The following is a 15,598-nucleotide window of genomic DNA, read 5'->3' as shown; positions in this document are numbered from 1 at the left end:
GCTCAGAAGCCGGGAAACCAGCAACGGTTTGAACCAATGATATCTGGCGGACTTCACATTTCCGATCGCCCGGCAAGCCGGAGCGCGCTGCCTGCTGCGGGATGGCAGGCGACCGCGCGGACATTGCTGTGCGCGCTCTCGTTGACGTGCCTGATCGTCTCAACGGGCGCTCGCGCGCAATCGACCAGCCCGATTACCCCGGCTCCATCCGATACATCGGCGGTATGCGCCGATGCTGCCGCGGCGGACGCCGTGAGCGCGGACATCGCCCACTTCCGGTGTCTCACGGCTCCCGAACAGGCGACGTCCTTACGCACGCGGATTGAAAACCACTCACTTGTGTCGCTGACGGACGAGCAGATCCTTTCCCTGATGGACGCGATGAAGCCGGAAGCCTTCGTCGAGTACGCGCGGTCCGATATGGTTCCCGACGACGCCTGCGAATACCGGATGTTCCGGCAGGAGCGTATATCCGGCAAATGGCCCGACCGGCCCGATCACATGCTTATCCGATATCAGGACACCCCGAGAAGGGTCTACGCAAAGTGGCTGCCTGACGGCGCTCATGCGGGACAGGAGATTCTTTACGACGAGACGTCGGACCCCGTGAGCATCTACGGCCACCTGGGCGGTCCGCTGCGTCTCGTGTCAGGCAAGGTCGCAGTAGATGGGTCGTTCGCGCGCGCCCAGTCCCGCCATAGCGTCCGCGATCTCGGCCTGCAGTTCATCGCGCGCACCATCGAGCACGATGCCCGCAGTTTTCGTGAAGAGGGTCTGACTGAAAAGCCGACCCGCATCGAACTCCTGAACGTGCGCGGCATGCGATGGCTTGCCTGGACGTGGACTGCTCCGTCGGGACCGCCAGCCCACTATGCACGGCGCGTGAGACTGCTGTTCGATCTTCAGCACCCGTGGCCCAGCGGTGAAGTCGCATGGGACGAACGCGGCGAGCTATTGGAACTGATCCATTTCGAAGACATCGTGCCGCACCATTGGACCGAATCCACCTTCGACCGGCATAACCCCGAATACGGCTTCCGCTGACGCCGAGTCCAGCGAAACGTCCATGCAACGGTCTCTCTACTCAAATCGTATGAGTCCAATCGCGGTCACGCCATGCTGATTGCAATCCTGCCCGACATCGCAGCGACGCTGTCCCGTGAGATTCTCAACCTTAACGACTGGCCGAGCGGTTCGCACTCCCCAACGACCAGGTCTCGCCGAGATGGGTGACCTCGTTTTGTCACACGCGGTAACGAATTTCGCCCGCACGGCCCGTGGACATTCATACCCCGCCGCGGTCTAAATCTTTAGCGGAGTCGTTCCGCTGCATTAGATGAGGTCTTACCGTGCAGCACATGATTTTGCCCCCTTTGACAGGGGTATTTGCAGCCGCGGTGCTGGGCGGCTGTGCCGCGACGCCTTACGACACATCGATGAATTCCTGTGATCAGGAGTACATGATGACCAATCCTGCGGGCGCTGAATATTACTGCGGTCCCGGCTATGGGTACCCCCTGTACGAAGGAGGCTTTCTCGGCTTTGTCGATATCGACCACTTTCACCATCACCACCATGATCATGACAATGACCATGACTTCGACTTTCATCGCGGACATGACCATGATCGTGACTTTCATCATGGCGGCGCCATGGCAGGCGGCGGGCACGGCACAGCGCACGGCGATAGCCACGGGGGCGGACTCGGCTCGAGTGGTTTCGGCAGTGACTTTCAGCCGTCGGGAGCGAGTGGATCGCACGGGGGTAGTACGCGCAAGTAACCGGAATCACGCAACGAACAGCACCTCTACAATCCTCTGCTCGAACGCCCGGCCTTCTTTGCCGAACAGGTGGCAATGGTCAGGGCTGGCGCCGATGATCAGCGCCTCGCCCCGGTCGTGACGCTCGAGCGGCGCAACGCGCGCGACAAGCCCGTTCGGCGCCACGGCGACTCGGCATAGAGATACACCGCATCGCCGGGCGACTCGGGGTACCCGTCAAAACGCGCACTACGTTAGGCGTCAAGGCAGGCCACGACCGGTAGTAGTGGCAACCAGCCGTATTCAGACGCGCAACTCAGCTCCAGTATTATCAGCGTCAGATTGAGCCTGACTACTTCTGATCTGCACGGACTGTGGGAGGCGCCGGAAAGAGGATGGTGACGTCCAGACCGGTTTGCTTCTCCTGGTCAGAGAAGTTAAGGAGGATTTCCGCACCGACGCGATGGGCAATCGTTTGGACGATGGACAGTCCCAGGCCCGAACCGATCTGCTCGCTGCCTAACGTGCGATAGAAGGGATCAAAAACCCGGTCCCGTTCGGCCAGCGGGATGCCTGGCCCGCTGTCCCGAACACGCAGCTCGGCTTTCCCTTCCGATACACCCACGGAGAGATCGACCCGCCCTCCCTCTGGCGTGTAGCGGATGGCGTTATCGACCAGGTTTTTGACGATGGCGATCATGTCCAATTCGCTCGCCCACACTTCGGCGTCTTGCGTGCCTTCGACACCGATATCGATGTGCTTGGCCTCGGCCAGCGGCATGAGGTCTTCCAGCACACGGCGGTAGATGCCCTGGACGGATAGCGGCGACTCCGGCAGGTCGGTAGCCGACTGCGCCTTGGCCAAGGTCAGGAGTTGATCCAGCAGGCTCCGGCCGCGCTCGATCCCTTGGCGCAACACCGTCAGCCGTTCGCGCGCCAGGCCGGACATTTCAGCTTCTGCCAGCCGTTCCGCTTGCAGCGACAGGGCGGTCAGTGGCGAGCGCAGCTCGTGCGCGGCATCCGCCACAAAGCGACGCTGGGACGCCACAGACTGGCCGACACGGGCGAGCAGGCGATTGATCGCCACGGCGAACGGGCGCACCTCGACCGGAAGGTGACGGTCTTCGACGGGGTGCAGTTCCTGCTCGGCGCGCAGGTCGATTTCCCTGGAAAGCGCGGCAATAGGCCGGAACATCTTGCGCACCAGGTCGGCGACGATCAGCAGCAGCACCGGCACAAGAATCAGGAAGGGCGTCACGGTGCGAAGTGCCCCGTCGCGGGCGATTTCATTGCGGAAACCGGACTCCTGAGCCACGGCGATGCGTTCGCCAGCAGTCGTCGTCTTGACCAGTACGCGGAATGTCTCACCACCAACCTCCTGCGTATGCAGCCCATCGGCCAGGGTTGTCGGGAGCGGGAGTATTCCTCCTGCATCCACGGCTAGCGGAGAGGGAATGGCCTCGCCCAGACGCTGAACGATCACACGTGATTCTTCATCGGCATCTTTGGGGCGGACATCGGCGGTCAGAGGGGCCGGTGACAGGCGCTGCCGATCCATGAGCTGCGCCACCTGGCGTAGAACGTCATCCTGAAGCTCGTGCGCTTCATCCAAGGCCGACAGGAATGAGAAGACACCGGCCACGATGGCCACCACGAGGATGGCCAGTGACAGGGTGAAGGACAGCTTGAGCTGGACCGATTCGTTCAAGCGCCTTTTGAGACCATCCATCCGACCCCCCTGACGTTCTTGATGACCTCGCTGCCCAGCTTGCGCCGCAGCGTATGGATCAGAAATTCGACGGCATTGCTTTCGACTTCTTCCCCCCAGCCGTAGATGCGATCTTCCAGTTCGCTGCGCGAGAGAATGGTCCCAGGCCGAACCAGCAAGGCTTGCAGTAGCGCGAATTCGCGATTGGAGAGTTGTACCGAGGAACCGCCATTGACGCTAGCCTCTTTCGTGGCCGGATCGAGCGATACCATGCCGTTGCTGAGCACGGGCGCGGCGTTGCCGCCCTTGCGTCGCAGAACGGCGCGCATCCGGGCCAGCAGTTCCGCCATCTGAAAGGGTTTGGACACGTAGTCGTCGGCTCCGCCGTCGAGGCCGCGCAGACGATCATCCAGGCCATCGCGCGCCGTGATGATGAGCAGGGGAACTGGGTTGTCCGTGGCGCGGATGCTGACCAACACCTCCAACCCATCCTTGCCGGGCAAGCCCAGGTCAAGCAACACCAGGTCATAGTGCTGGCAACCCAGTGTCGTGAGGGCGGTCCGCCCGTCTTTCACCCAGTCGACGGCATAGGACGCATCCTTCAATGCACCCTGAATCGCTTCACCGATCATGGGGTCGTCTTCGACCAGCAATACCCGCATTTCCCCTCCGTTCAATCGTTCTTCAATGCGCCGTCCGGGCTGCCCGCTTTCTGAACAGCAGGATCGCGGTCAGCATGACAGATAGCCCAGGTTCATGGACATCGAGACGGCATCGCCGCCTGTTTCACCGAGCGTGGTGGCAGCAATCTTGATGAGCCAGAACCCCAGCGTGACTTCGGGGACTTTGGCCAGCGCGTTCAGTGGATGTTTTCACGGGAAGCGCTCGCTGGTCAGACCTTGCCTTGCAGCGTGTCGAAGACTTTCAGCAAGTTGGTCATGGCTGCCTTGCAATCAGTCTGGCTCGGCGTATCGGCGCGCAGGGCGGCCAACGCCTTGTCGATGGCCTTGTCGAGCACATGCCAGTCATCAGCTGCCCGTGGTTTCAAGCCAGCCTCGGCCGAATCCCAAGCGACTTCCAAATCCTTGATGCGAGCCTTGGCTGCGGGCAAGTCGCCTTTGTCCACGATGGCGGCCACGTCAGTGGCGATGCTGTGGAACGCCGACAGGTCGCCGAGTTTGGAGGTGGTTTTGCCCTGCGGTGCCGAGGCAGTCTGGGCCGGTGTGGTAGGTGCTGCGCTCGCGTTACTCTGATCGGCTGACCTGGAACAACCGGCCGCCAGGGCCAGGAGCACGGCGACCGACATGGCGGCGACAGGACGAGCGATTGAGTGCTGCATGGGCATGATTTCTCCTTGAGAGTGGCAAAGAGGGTTACTCGGCGGCTTGGGCAGAGCGGCTTCCGTTCATGCCGATCTGTGCGACGGTCACGAGCATGACGATCACCGAGAGGAACAGGGCACTGGTCCACATGGCACCCATCCCGAGGCCGCCGTAGGTCTTGGCCTGCGTCAGCAGATCGCCGAGCGCGGCCCCGAACGGGCGAGTCAGGATGTAGCCGATCCAGAAGGTCAGCACGGCATTGCCGCCCATGCGCCAGGCGGCATAGGTGATGCCGATCAGCGCACCGAATGCGACCGCGCCCCAGGTGAAGCCCAAGCCCAATGCCTCAGTCGCCAGATCGCCAGCAGCGGTGCCCAGCGCGAACGTGCAGAGAACGGCGGCCCAATAGAACAGCTCGCGGCGACGTGTCACGATGTCGTGGATGGACAAGGTGCGTTCGACCCGATGCCAGACGAAGAAGATCGCGGTGAGTGCCACGGCGAACACCGAGGTGCTGATGTAGAGGCTGACGCCCAGGCCATCGGTCAGCAGGTCGGTGATCTGGGTGCCGACCACGCTGACCAGCACCACCGTCAACCAGTAAATCCAAGGGGTGTAGCGGCGGGTACGTAACTGCGTGAACAGGGCGGCTGCCAGCAAGGCGGCCATGACCGTGCGGGTCACACCCTGGCCCAAGCCCGCGTTGACCGCCAGGAAGTCGGCCCCGGTCTCGCCCACCGTGGTGGACATGATCTTGATGATCCAGAACGACAGCGTGACTTCCGGGACTTTGTTGAGCCAGCCCGTGAAGCTGGTTAGGGGCATATTGTTCATGGTGTTCTCCTGCCGAAGTAAGAAGGTTTGGCATCAGTCTGACCAGGCTGACTTAGCCAGGCCATAGGCTCACTCGCGCACCCATCCAAGCGCGATCAGCCTGCCGAAAAGTCGGCGATGGATGTCGGTGGCAAGGCGGTAGGCCAGAGAAAGAGTGCCTGGTTGAGTGATTCCATGAGGTCTCCGGGCCGGATCGATTCACATCGGACGATCCGGCCATGCTGACGAACTGTCAGTCTTGCTTGTCGTGATCGTCATCGTGATCCGCCTTGTCCTCAGCGGACGAGATGACCGTGCCCTTGTCGGCATCGACCCGGACATCGAAGACCTTGACCCCGCTGACGACCTCCACGTCATAGACCCAGCCCTGCTTCGAGTTCTCATACTCGGCGCGTGACGCCTTGCCGTTGGCGTGCTGCTCGGCAACAGTCACAGCCTGGGTGAGCGGAATCCTCGCCTTGGTGATCGCCATGGCGTCGTTTTCCATACCGCCCTTGGCGGCGTAGGCGACAGCGCCAGTCGTAGCGATGGCGATGGCCAGAAGGGAAAGTTTGGTGTAGCGGTACATGATGCTTCTCCAGAAGCGTGCAGGGATTTGCACGGTGGAGAAGCTACGCAGGCAGACTTAGTCGTCACTGAGCCGAGCCGTCGCCGTTATCGCCGGGGATGGCAGGTATTGGCTCAGCGTGCTTTATTTTCCGTTTTCTGAGACGGCCCCATATTTGTCGTTCACCAATTGATCAAAATATCCATAATTTTAGTCAATTCAAGAAACCCTTGAAGTGACAAAAGTGGTGGATATTTTTGCAAAATAGCCTACGCTGCCTATGACGCTTTAGAGGTCGTTGCCATGGAATGGCCACCAGATCCGGCACTATATCCCGCCTACCTGCGATCACGCATTCGCAGAGGACGCGGCGTCGGAAAAGGGGCACTCTACGCTCCATGGTTCAAGGCACGCGATGTTCCGTCACAAGGAACGTCGGGGACCATACCTGGAATTGTCGTTTCGCGACCATTCCATTTCCTGTCCGAGCTGGAGATGACCTATTTCTTCCTCATCGAACGACAGCGAAACACAATCGACCTGCGGGAACAATGGCCCATTCTCGATATCGATGGGACGCTTCGACTTTCGAGACTGCTGGGAGTACGTCACCCTTACCGCAATGGTTGGCCTGAGCCGTTCACAATTGACCTTCTAATCACCAGCACATCGGAAAAAACCGTCACGGTCAGGGCAGCAAGCATCAAGACTGAAGCAGATGCGAAGAATCCTCAGATCAAGCAACGCCTTGCTGTCGAATATCGATGGTGCAGCGAGCACGGAATTCCATGGACACTGGTCGACACGACCCGATTCAACAAGGTCCTGCTTGATAACCTCAGATTCATCCGAAGCTGGTTCCGACATCGATACCAACCCGACGGGGAGTGCACTTCGCGATTTTCGGAAGTCTTCCTTCAGTCGTATCGAACGAACGTACCATTGCAGGAGCTAATTTTCAATGTCGGACAGAAGTTGCGCCTTCCCGACCCGGTAGCTTCCGATGTCTTTCGGTACTGCGCGTGGCGCGACGACATTCCTATATCGTTGAAACAGCCATTGGCGGGGAACCAGCCACTTGTGCTACGAGACGCACGTGTCGGCCTTTGAGTTTCAGCCTCTTCATACACCTGCTCCCTCCCCCGGGATTGTTTTACGCATCAGCAACGACGTTTGCCGGTATCTGCGAGTAACCCATGTTTTTGACGAATGCGTATATGTCATGTGGGTCGACACTCCAGAGAATGCGAGGTACGCTCGCCGACCGACGCGCAAGACGCTTGCAGAATTAACCGCACTAGCATCCGATGAAGGATCGGTCTGGGGGCGCCTCCTTCTGCCCTCGGTTATGCTGGATGCGCCCGAGAATGATTCAGTGCGGGCCGCATCGCTGGAAGCCGCATGGTCGCTCGTGCAGCCACTCATTGCGGATTTCGATGCTTCAATAAATCTTTCGCGGAACGGCTTCACCGCCGTCATCAAACAGCGAGCGGAATCCACTCACACAAACTTCATAACATTGCGTCGCCTCGTTCTTCGATACTATTACTTCGGTGGAACACGATTAGGGTTGCTCCCGCTGCCACCTGGAGCGAGGCCGGGTACAAATACCTACTCGATAGCGCAAGCCGAAAAGACTTCACCCGATGTACAGATCAAGCGTCGAGGCAAGCAATCCATTCTCGCTGACGAACTTGGACTGAACGATTTCATCGTAAGCGATGACGACATTGCAGACATGGTCAGTTCTCTGAAAGCAGCACTGAAGCGAGGACCAACATTCTTAACAGCCGCACACGAAACGTATCTCGCGGGTAGCTTCCGAGAACGACATCCTGAAGCCTACACCGAGTACATAGGCCGCAAGCGTCCGGAACCGATTACGATCCGGCAATTTCGCTACTACATAAACGGCCATGCTCGCCTGAGTGATGACCTTGCGAAAAACATGCGCGCGCTCTCCCGGACCGAGGGTTATATCGGCGCACTGCACGCATCGGGACCAGGTGAAGTCTACGAGGTAGATTCGACAGGTGGCCGTATCCATCTGGTGTCCCAGGACCCTCCTCACGTGCTTCTCGGCAAGCCAACCATCTATATCATTATTGACCGATGGAGCCGATTCATCGTCTCCGTGTACCTCTCTCTTCTCCCTCCTGCATACGAGGAAGTCAGGTACGCGTTGCTCATTGCCTTCACCTCCCGGGAGAAGCGCTTCGGCATGCTCGGAGTTGATGTAGACGATAAACGATGGCCGACGGGAAAGATGTGTGCGGTGTTGTGTCCAGACCGAGGCTCGGAGTACTTGAGCGAGTCGATGGAGCAAGCAGTTGTGCAAGATCTTCGCATCGATCTCACGCCCTTGCCTCCATATTGTCCCGACGGGAAAGCTATCGTCGAGCGACTGATTCGCGAATTGAAGCGACGCACGGCGGCCTCCGGGATGGCTGGTGCATACGCTGACCGACCGGTTGACCCTGAAAGCAGGAAACAGGCGAGGAAAGCTCGCACTGCGGCTGTTCATTCGTTGAGCGACGCTTACCGGCTGCTTATCGAGATCGTGCTCGACCACAATACGCGTCCGCACAAATCGCTTCGTAGAAGGCGCGCACTCGTTCAGGCAGGTGTGCCGCCAACTCCGCAAACAGCATATCTGTGGGGATTGGCGAACATCAGTGGACTACGCACCCCGCCATTTGCCGACAAAGACTATCGCCGCCTCCTACTCGCCTCGGACACAGCATCCATAGCAAGTGGAATCCTTCGCTACCGGACGCGATCGTACAAGCCGGTTAACGAGCAAGCCATAGATCTTGCCGCTCGCTCTACCGGCCGCCCTCGGAAAGTTCAGGTTCGCCTCGACAAGACTGAACCGTACGAGATCTACGTTCCATATCCCCAAGGAGATTGGGCTCTATTCAGGATCACCGCTGGCGGCGAAGCGGAGCTATTCGGCACATCCCTTGACGAGGAATCGGTCTTGTCGAGCCAAGGGGCTCGCCTTTGGGCGAGATCCGAGCACGAAGGACGCCTGCGTCGAGTGATCAGCAGTAGCGGGAAAGGTCGGGGTCGTCGATCCGGTCGCGTTGAAGTTAGCGTTGTCCCACGCGAAGAGCAATCGACTCTTCGTATGCGCGAATCTGTCGATATGAAGCGCAAACTCGCCGGCTTTCAGGCACGTACCCCCAAGAAAGTGGCAATTGATACCCCAGACATAGACGATTGGAAAAAGTTAGAAGAGGAGGAACGGCTTCGCAGCCTTGAAGCGATTCGGAAGCAACGGAGGAAACGATGAGTGACACGACAGCTTGTCCTGCGCGGTACCAACCAACGGGGGTGCAGCGCTTCAAAGATAATCCATTCATTGAAGCACTTCCCAGGATCGAAAAATCGAGAACCGAGTTTTTGACCAATCTTGCGCATTATCCGCCGACACCAACCGCAGCCACGCGCCGATCTGGCGACATTGTCAGAATGATGGAATTGTCCACGCTGAATGACGTTGTGTTTCCCTTTCCAGAGTATCAGAAGGCAAACATGGCGCTTGCGATAATGATACGCGAGACCTATGTCGCCCGAAATCCGCTGACCATCACCGATCGTCAGCGCCGCCACGCGCTTGCGGCTCGCGAGACCGACGGCCTCCAGTTCCCCGCCGACTGGAAGAGTTCTGCCCAAGGGCACTGCATGCTCGCAATCAGTGGAATGGGAAAGACCACCTTCGCAAAGGCATTTCTCCTTCGGTATCCACAGATCATCAAACATACCGGGTACAAAGGGAGCTTCCTGCAATGCCATCAGGTGGTTTACCTCTTCCTGCGGGTTCCGCACGACGCGACGTTAAAGAGTCTCTGTATCCAGTTCTTTGACGAGATCGATCGATTGCTTGGAACCAAGTACAGCCGACAGGCACGCGCTGTCCGCCACATTGCTCCCATGGCTCAACTCATGCATCAAGTAGCCACCACCGTTTCACTGGGACTGCTTGTGATTGATGAAGTGCAAAATCTGCGGAATGCAAGAGGAGATCATGCCGAGCAGATGCTCAATCTGTTCAGTGAGGTCATTGAGCGCCTTGGCATCAGCCTGCTCGTTCTTGCCACCCCCGCTGTACAGCGGGTCACCGAAGGAAGCGTTCGCAACACAAGGAAGCTGGTCTCCGAAGGGGATACTGTCATTCGCCCAATGTCGAGGAAAGATCCGCAGTGGGCCGACTTCTGCGAGACATATTGGGACTACACGTATGTCCGTCAGAAAGGCGCGCTCACCGAACGCGTTCGAGACGCATGGTTTCGAGCATCGGCAGGAAACACCGCGTTCGCCGTGCTGGCGTTCAAGCTCGCACAACGTAATGAGATCGGCGGTCGGGAGGTAGTTGACGTGACAGCGTTCGATCGCGTTGCTGCTGTCGACCTGGCCCTTCTCCAGCCGGCTATATCTGCGTTGCTAAGCGGCAAGCCTGAGAGGCTGCGTGCCTTCGACGATCTGCTATTCGGCGAAAACTACAAGGCCCTACGGCTACTGATGGGCATGGATCCACCCGATGTAGCCAAAGTTACGGAAGAGTTCGAAGAGTTAGAGATTAAGGACACTGGACACAAGAAATCGAAGCAAACCAAGCCGTCCTCAAAAAGTCGTAATGGGTTAGCGGTTGACTATGATTTACCATTGGAAGATCCGCTTCTCGAAACATCAAGGTAGCTGAAGAGGGGCGGAACATGGACGCCTTATTCATCGCCTATATGCCGCAGATGCTGCCGAACGAGCTTCTGTACTCGCTTCTCGCAAGAACAGCCGCCCTCAACGCAGTTCTCCCACCGCGGCTCTGCATGAGGGAATTTTTTGGTACATATTCTGGCGTTCCGTCTATCGATCTTCCGTCACGACTTCGCTTTCTCCACGACCGTCTTGGTTCATTCTCTCCTGGCTGCAATGCAGAAGAAATTATCGATCGCGGCACTACATACCCGTATCACCGTCCCTTTCTTTCGATTCAGCGACATCGATCTGTTCAGCAGCTGCTTATCGAAGGCGAGGGAAGCAGCGTCAAGACTGTTCTGGGTATTGTGGCCAACGGATTCGGCGCACACTCGACGTTCCGGTATTGCCAAGCTTGTGTCGAGGAAGACATCGCGCGGTTTGGGACTACTTATTGGCATAGGGATCACCACCTGCCGGAGGTGACCTGTTGTCCCAGGCACGCCGTCACGCTGAATGAGTATGTGCCAACCGACCAACTGACGAATCCACATCGCTTTGTCCTGCCTAGCGACATGCCCAGAAAGCGGATTGCGGAAAGACCGGCCGGAATGTTAGCTCGACGCTTCGCCAGTTTGTCCGCAGACCTTTTGCACCGAAACCTTCCGGTGTTGCCAACGTCCAGCCGCCTCGAAGCATATGTTCGAGGCGCTGACGAAAAAGGCTTCCTGAATGCAAAAGGAAAGATCTGTTTCGATTCTCTCGCATATGCACTCAGGCAAGACAACGACGATTTCACAGGATTCCCGCACGCGCGCCGATTGTTGTCCAGCGAGGCCATGCCACTGGCGTGGCTGAGAACAATTTTTCGGAAGCCCGAGGTCTCCATCCATCCAGTGTGCCATCTTGTGCTCATCCAGTTTCTTTTCGGGAGCATAGACGGCTTCGTCGATGCTATCGTGGCCAAATGCGTGAAAACACACCACACCGGCGAGGGAAACGACACCAGCGTCCATGAACACGAGGTCGGAACCACGGATCAGCTGGATCGCCTGCTGGTCGATACAACTTTGTCATGCAGAGCAGTGGCTCGACTTTCGGGGCAATGTGTACACACGATTATCAATCGTCGACGCAGGGCTGGCGTTCCGGTTTCTGATCGCCGAAAAAAACTCAACGACGAAGTTATTGGAAAGATTCAGATAAATCTAGCTCGAGGCGACTCGGCAGCCGCCGTTGCACGGGCTTGCGGAATCTCATTGCCAACCGTGTACCGGGTGCGATACGAAACTTCCGAGCTTGCAAATCAGCAGCGCGCATCACATCTGGAAGCGGAGCGCATCAAACGACGAAAGAACTGGCGTCATGCATTATCCGTTGCCGCTGGCGAAGGGGTGAAGCGAGCTCGTGCTATTGCTCCGTCAGACTTCGCCTGGCTATATCGGCATGACAGGACATGGCTGGAAGACAACAACGCATCTCAAATGTGCCGGCGGCCCGCTAAGCCCAGAGTGAATTGGGATGAACGCGATGAAAAGCTCACGACAAATCTTGAAGCCCATCTGAAGGCGATCGCACCGTCAGATATGCGGCGGCGAGTGAGCAAAACGATGCTTTACCAGTACCTGGGTGACGCGATGGTTCGTTCGCATCTCTCCAAGCTTCCACGATTGAAAGCATGCATTGATCGAAACACCGAGTCGCGAAAGGACTATGCGCAGCGACGCATCAACAGGGCAATCGAGCAATCAACCGCCAACGGAGACACGCCGACGCTCTGGCGAATTCAGCGACAGGCTGGAATCAGGCACTGGTCCCGGGCACTGAAAAATCACGCGCTTGCCCGATTGAATCGCATCTAATGGGTACACTTGGAAGACCGATCGCATGATGCACGTACCGTATGTCCCCGCCCCGCATCCGGACGAGATAATTGGCTCATGGCTGGCCCGGACCGCCGCCCACAACGATACTGGCGCGTGGAAAAGCCTGCTTGAGCATGCAGGTTACGGGCTGCGCCTGCATCGTCTTATAGTTGACCTGATAGACAATTCACCACCTCTCTCGCGCCTGCTGACCGCGTTGGGAACAACCTATGAGCAGGCACTGACAGAGTTGACAACCCTGCCTTATTGGCTCGCCTTTGATGCTACAAGCAACCAGCAATCTCGAGTCCCTGGAACCAGATCAGTCCCGAGAATCTTCGCGTCTTGCGGGCGAGAAAAACGCCTGTTGACCCCGTTGGGACTTTCCCGCGGCACCGGCCGCGGGCGCGAGATAAAGTTTTGTCCGGAATGCGTTTCGCAGGACCATGAAGTGCATGGTGAGCCGTATTGGCACCGAGCGCATCAACTCCCTAACGTTCTCTTCTGTCCGGAACATTACCGGCCCTTGCTTACCCGTTGCCGCGCATGCAACTGGAGCGGGTTGACGTTGGCCCGCTCACTTGTGAATTGCCTGCCCATCCATTGCCGATGTGGAGATGACCTGCGGCAAAACCGGACGCGATCTCGTCCGTCAGTATCGGAACGCCGGTTGATAACATTGAGCGTTAGTGCTTTGAATAGCGGGCTGCCACGATGGAACAATCGACAAGTTCGTTCCTTCCTGAAAGAGGCATTGGCAGAGAGGGATTACCGGAGGACTCTCGACACAGCGTTCCCATCCGGGCGAGCCAATGAGGATGGACGCGCCGTCGGGCCATATCACGAAGCTGGATTCTCTTTCAGGCCGTATTTCTCCGAAGCGAGAGCTCCGGAGTGTTGTGCACTGCTGGCGGCCATGAACATCGACTTTGACTGCGCTGCGGCTGGATTCGAGCAACAACCGATCATTCGCAGAGCTTCGCGAGAGCCATCGCCCATCCATCGACCAATGTCGATCAAGGCCGCAAGGGCGGAACTATTGGCGCGCGCAGAGAGATCCCCGGGAAGGCCTGCGTCCGTGCTCAGCCGCGCCATTTATTGGTATCTTTTTTTCAATGACTCGGCGTGGCTCCTCGCGAAGTTTCCGAGAATTGATCAGATTCCTTCGGTGAAGGAAGACCGCACCGATATTTTGCAGCGAATAAGAGACACAAGCCTGTCGCCCACGCGAAGACGCGACAAGCTGATAAATACAACCGCGTACAACCGGGCCGTCTTCCGCGATCGAGCCTGGCTGGACAAACAACTGTTGGACCTTCGGGCAGAGAAGGATCAACTCAATAGCAAGGAACGCCGTCAGGCAATAGCCCAACGAGTAGAACTTTTGCGAAAGACACTCACTGCGCTACTCGGCAGCGTTGATCGCCCGTCAAGGGCGTCTTACCTGCGACTCGGGGCTGCCTCTGGCCTGACCACAGGCCAAGTGCGCAAAGCCGTTAGATCCAGTGACCAGTTGCGCGAAGAAATCCGGCAATTCAACGAGACGAAAATTGAGAGGCAGATACAGTTTGCCGTCCGCCAGCTTCTGATCGAGGGATATCAACTGGGCATCAAAAAAGTACTGGCACGTGCGGGGCTTGCATCGACATCGGACATTCGGGCTATTGTTCGTCGCCAGATCGACTCCGTTCGGTAATCGCTTGGTACGTGTGAAACCGGAACGATTGCCGACATGAGATTTCGGCCCTTCGGTATTTGCCAAGCCCAGGAACTGCAGATGGCATTCCACCGCGCACAATGGATCATCGATACTCGCTGTCGATGAACCTTTGTTACGGATTCGAAACATGGTTGGTTGTCGGATTTTTATATTTGGCCCCATCAGTCGAAGCAGTTTGATCACCGAGAATCCGTAGATTCCGGATTTTGCCGATCTGCGGAGATCGACTCAAAATCAGGTCAGCGATGAACTCAGGAACCAGCGCGCGCGGAATGTTCGCGGGTATCCCCTCGATGAGTTGAGACGGAACATACACGATGAAGTTGTCGGGCGCACTTGCCAGGCTGTGCTCGTATCTGACGCGATAGTCCATAAAACATCGCTCCGGGGCATCGGTTACGCGTTAGCGCTGTCAACTCCGGTATAGGGTGGAATCGGCGAAACACGGTTGCTCGTGATGAACCGGTTAAGACGCTTTTGTGCGGTAGTTAGCAGGTGCGCAGGAGAAGACGCCAGTTGCTGGTCATGCAACGCCAGGATTGTCTTGAGGATTGCACAGCCGGCATACGGTATCGACCAGCTACCCTCAATCTCCGCGTTCGCCACGCTTCGGGTGAGCACGCGCTCGGCCTCGCGAAACGGATCGAGCGCTGAACGTCCGTGCTGCACTTCGTGAAGAAAATAGGTCATATAGACGGTCTTCAGCAGACAGCTCATCACGTCGGCATTTCCGTGCCCGCTGCGCATCGTCACCAGCGCGAGGTGGCGTTCGAGCGAAACAGCCTTGGCGTCAGCAGCAGAAATCGGCAACAGCATTTCGCGGATGGGTGTTTTTTTGCGGGAGTTGCGTTGCGCACGTCGCGACCTTGGCGAACCGGCTATGAGGAGATTGATTCCTGATGGGAAGCCATGACCGCGCGAAGCCTCGGCGAAGGCAGCGATACTCACGGCGCGCGTGCAATTCGCGTTCCATCACGCATTCGGCCGCCACTTTGCCACGCCGCCGGATTTTGGCGAGTGCCGGCGACGCGTTGCGATCCGGGCAGATCACCATTTCAGCAGATCTCGATCGAAAACCAAAGAGCTTGCTTTCGTTTAGCCGCATGCCGGTGTAAAAGCGTCCTAGAAAAAGGGCAAGATTGAT

Annotated in this window: 13 protein-coding genes and 4 pseudogenes; 7 read left to right on the top strand and 10 right to left on the bottom strand. The window is 57.7% G+C overall.

Annotation, left to right across the window (positions count from 1 at the left end; translation table 11 throughout):
• Positions 1–252: 252 nt before the first annotated feature.
• Complete coding sequence (locus AC1ECK_RS31975; RefSeq protein ID WP_480326495.1) at positions 253–1,044, top strand: DUF1571 domain-containing protein; 792 nt, start codon at positions 253–255, stop codon at positions 1,042–1,044.
• Between the two features lie 266 nt (positions 1,045–1,310).
• Here AC1ECK_RS31975 and AC1ECK_RS31970 read toward each other — a convergent pair whose 3' ends face one another.
• The 8 genes and pseudogenes from AC1ECK_RS31970 to AC1ECK_RS31935 form a co-directional block, all read right to left on the bottom strand.
• Complete coding sequence (locus AC1ECK_RS31970; RefSeq protein WP_480326493.1) at positions 1,311–1,694, bottom strand: hypothetical protein; 384 nt, start codon at positions 1,692–1,694, stop codon at positions 1,311–1,313.
• A gap of 93 nt (positions 1,695–1,787) precedes the next feature.
• Positions 1,788–1,987: pseudogene (locus AC1ECK_RS31965) on the bottom strand (ABC transporter ATP-binding protein); the annotation flags it as partial.
• Positions 1,988–2,112: 125 nt separating this feature from the next.
• Positions 2,113–3,489, bottom strand: coding sequence for an ATP-binding protein (locus AC1ECK_RS31960; RefSeq protein WP_480326491.1), 1,377 nt, complete (start codon positions 3,487–3,489; stop codon positions 2,113–2,115).
• On the bottom strand, positions 3,465–4,130 hold the full coding sequence (locus AC1ECK_RS31955; protein WP_480326489.1) for a response regulator transcription factor: 666 nt from the start codon (positions 4,128–4,130) through the stop codon (positions 3,465–3,467). The genes AC1ECK_RS31960 and AC1ECK_RS31955 overlap by 25 nt, the downstream gene beginning before the upstream one ends.
• A gap of 78 nt (positions 4,131–4,208) precedes the next feature.
• Positions 4,209–4,344 (bottom strand): annotated as a pseudogene (locus tag AC1ECK_RS31950) (hypothetical protein); the annotation flags it as partial.
• Positions 4,345–4,360: 16 nt separating this feature from the next.
• Entirely contained in the window at positions 4,361–4,813 is a 453-nt protein-coding gene (locus tag AC1ECK_RS31945) for a hypothetical protein (RefSeq protein WP_480326487.1), read from the bottom strand.
• Positions 4,814–4,841: 28 nt separating this feature from the next.
• Positions 4,842–5,624, bottom strand: a complete 783-nt coding sequence (locus AC1ECK_RS31940; protein ID WP_480326485.1) for a COG4705 family protein — start codon at positions 5,622–5,624, stop codon at positions 4,842–4,844.
• Positions 5,625–5,856: 232 nt separating this feature from the next.
• A complete protein-coding gene (locus tag AC1ECK_RS31935; RefSeq protein WP_480326483.1) occupies positions 5,857–6,192 on the bottom strand; it encodes a PepSY domain-containing protein in 336 nt (111 codons plus the stop codon).
• 474 nt (positions 6,193–6,666) lie between these two features.
• On the opposite strand from AC1ECK_RS31935, the gene AC1ECK_RS31930 reads away from it, so the two are divergent.
• The 6 genes and pseudogenes from AC1ECK_RS31930 to AC1ECK_RS31905 all read left to right on the top strand — a co-directional run bounded on the left by AC1ECK_RS31930 (position 6,667) and on the right by AC1ECK_RS31905 (position 14,430).
• Complete coding sequence (locus AC1ECK_RS31930) at positions 6,667–7,281, top strand: TnsA endonuclease N-terminal domain-containing protein (protein WP_480326481.1); 615 nt, start codon at positions 6,667–6,669, stop codon at positions 7,279–7,281.
• Positions 7,268–9,466 carry a transposase family protein gene (locus tag AC1ECK_RS31925; RefSeq protein WP_480326479.1) on the top strand — a complete coding sequence of 733 codons (2,199 nt, stop codon included), beginning with the start codon at positions 7,268–7,270 and terminating at the stop codon, positions 9,464–9,466. Before AC1ECK_RS31930 ends, AC1ECK_RS31925 begins: the two co-directional genes overlap by 14 nt.
• Positions 9,463–10,872, top strand: a complete 1,410-nt coding sequence (locus AC1ECK_RS31920) for an ATP-binding protein (protein WP_480326477.1) — start codon at positions 9,463–9,465, stop codon at positions 10,870–10,872. The genes AC1ECK_RS31925 and AC1ECK_RS31920 overlap by 4 nt, the downstream gene beginning before the upstream one ends.
• Before the next feature lie 17 nt (positions 10,873–10,889).
• A complete protein-coding gene (locus AC1ECK_RS31915; protein ID WP_480326475.1) occupies positions 10,890–12,731 on the top strand; it encodes a TnsD family Tn7-like transposition protein in 1,842 nt (613 codons plus the stop codon).
• Between the two features lie 25 nt (positions 12,732–12,756).
• Positions 12,757–13,251: pseudogene (locus AC1ECK_RS31910) on the top strand (TniQ family protein); the annotation flags it as partial.
• Positions 13,252–13,650: 399 nt separating this feature from the next.
• Positions 13,651–14,430: a hypothetical protein gene (locus tag AC1ECK_RS31905; protein ID WP_480326596.1), complete on the top strand. Its 780-nt coding sequence runs from the start codon at positions 13,651–13,653 to the stop codon at positions 14,428–14,430.
• A 208-nt stretch (positions 14,431–14,638) separates the two neighbouring features.
• Here AC1ECK_RS31905 and AC1ECK_RS31900 read toward each other — a convergent pair.
• Positions 14,639–14,827, bottom strand: a pseudogene (locus tag AC1ECK_RS31900) (hypothetical protein); the annotation flags it as partial.
• A gap of 23 nt (positions 14,828–14,850) precedes the next feature.
• A complete protein-coding gene (locus tag AC1ECK_RS31895) occupies positions 14,851–15,402 on the bottom strand; it encodes a hypothetical protein (RefSeq protein ID WP_480326473.1) in 552 nt (183 codons plus the stop codon).
• Positions 15,403–15,598: the final 196 nt, after the last annotated feature.

This window comes from Paraburkholderia sp. SSBN10T (assembly GCF_056619545.1).
The sequence above is the reverse complement of the archived record's forward strand: the minus strand, read 5'-3'. Positions and strand labels throughout refer to the sequence as shown.

Excerpts from the sequence above, each read along its gene's own strand:
- AC1ECK_RS31960 (WP_480326491.1), bottom strand. The coding sequence starts at position 3,489 with ATGGATGGTCTCAAAAGGCGCTTGAACGAATCGGTCCAGCTCAAGCTG.
- AC1ECK_RS31955 (WP_480326489.1), bottom strand. The coding sequence starts at position 4,130 with ATGCGGGTATTGCTGGTCGAAGACGACCCCATGATCGGTGAAGCGATT.
- AC1ECK_RS31945 (WP_480326487.1), bottom strand. The coding sequence starts at position 4,813 with ATGCCCATGCAGCACTCAATCGCTCGTCCTGTCGCCGCCATGTCGGTC.
- AC1ECK_RS31940 (WP_480326485.1), bottom strand. The coding sequence starts at position 5,624 with ATGAACAATATGCCCCTAACCAGCTTCACGGGCTGGCTCAACAAAGTC.
- AC1ECK_RS31935 (WP_480326483.1), bottom strand. The coding sequence starts at position 6,192 with ATGTACCGCTACACCAAACTTTCCCTTCTGGCCATCGCCATCGCTACG.
- AC1ECK_RS31930 (WP_480326481.1), top strand. The coding sequence starts at position 6,667 with ATGACCTATTTCTTCCTCATCGAACGACAGCGAAACACAATCGACCTG.
- AC1ECK_RS31920 (WP_480326477.1), top strand. The coding sequence starts at position 9,463 with ATGAGTGACACGACAGCTTGTCCTGCGCGGTACCAACCAACGGGGGTG.
- AC1ECK_RS31915 (WP_480326475.1), top strand. The coding sequence starts at position 10,890 with ATGGACGCCTTATTCATCGCCTATATGCCGCAGATGCTGCCGAACGAG.
- AC1ECK_RS31905 (WP_480326596.1), top strand. The coding sequence starts at position 13,651 with ATGAACATCGACTTTGACTGCGCTGCGGCTGGATTCGAGCAACAACCG.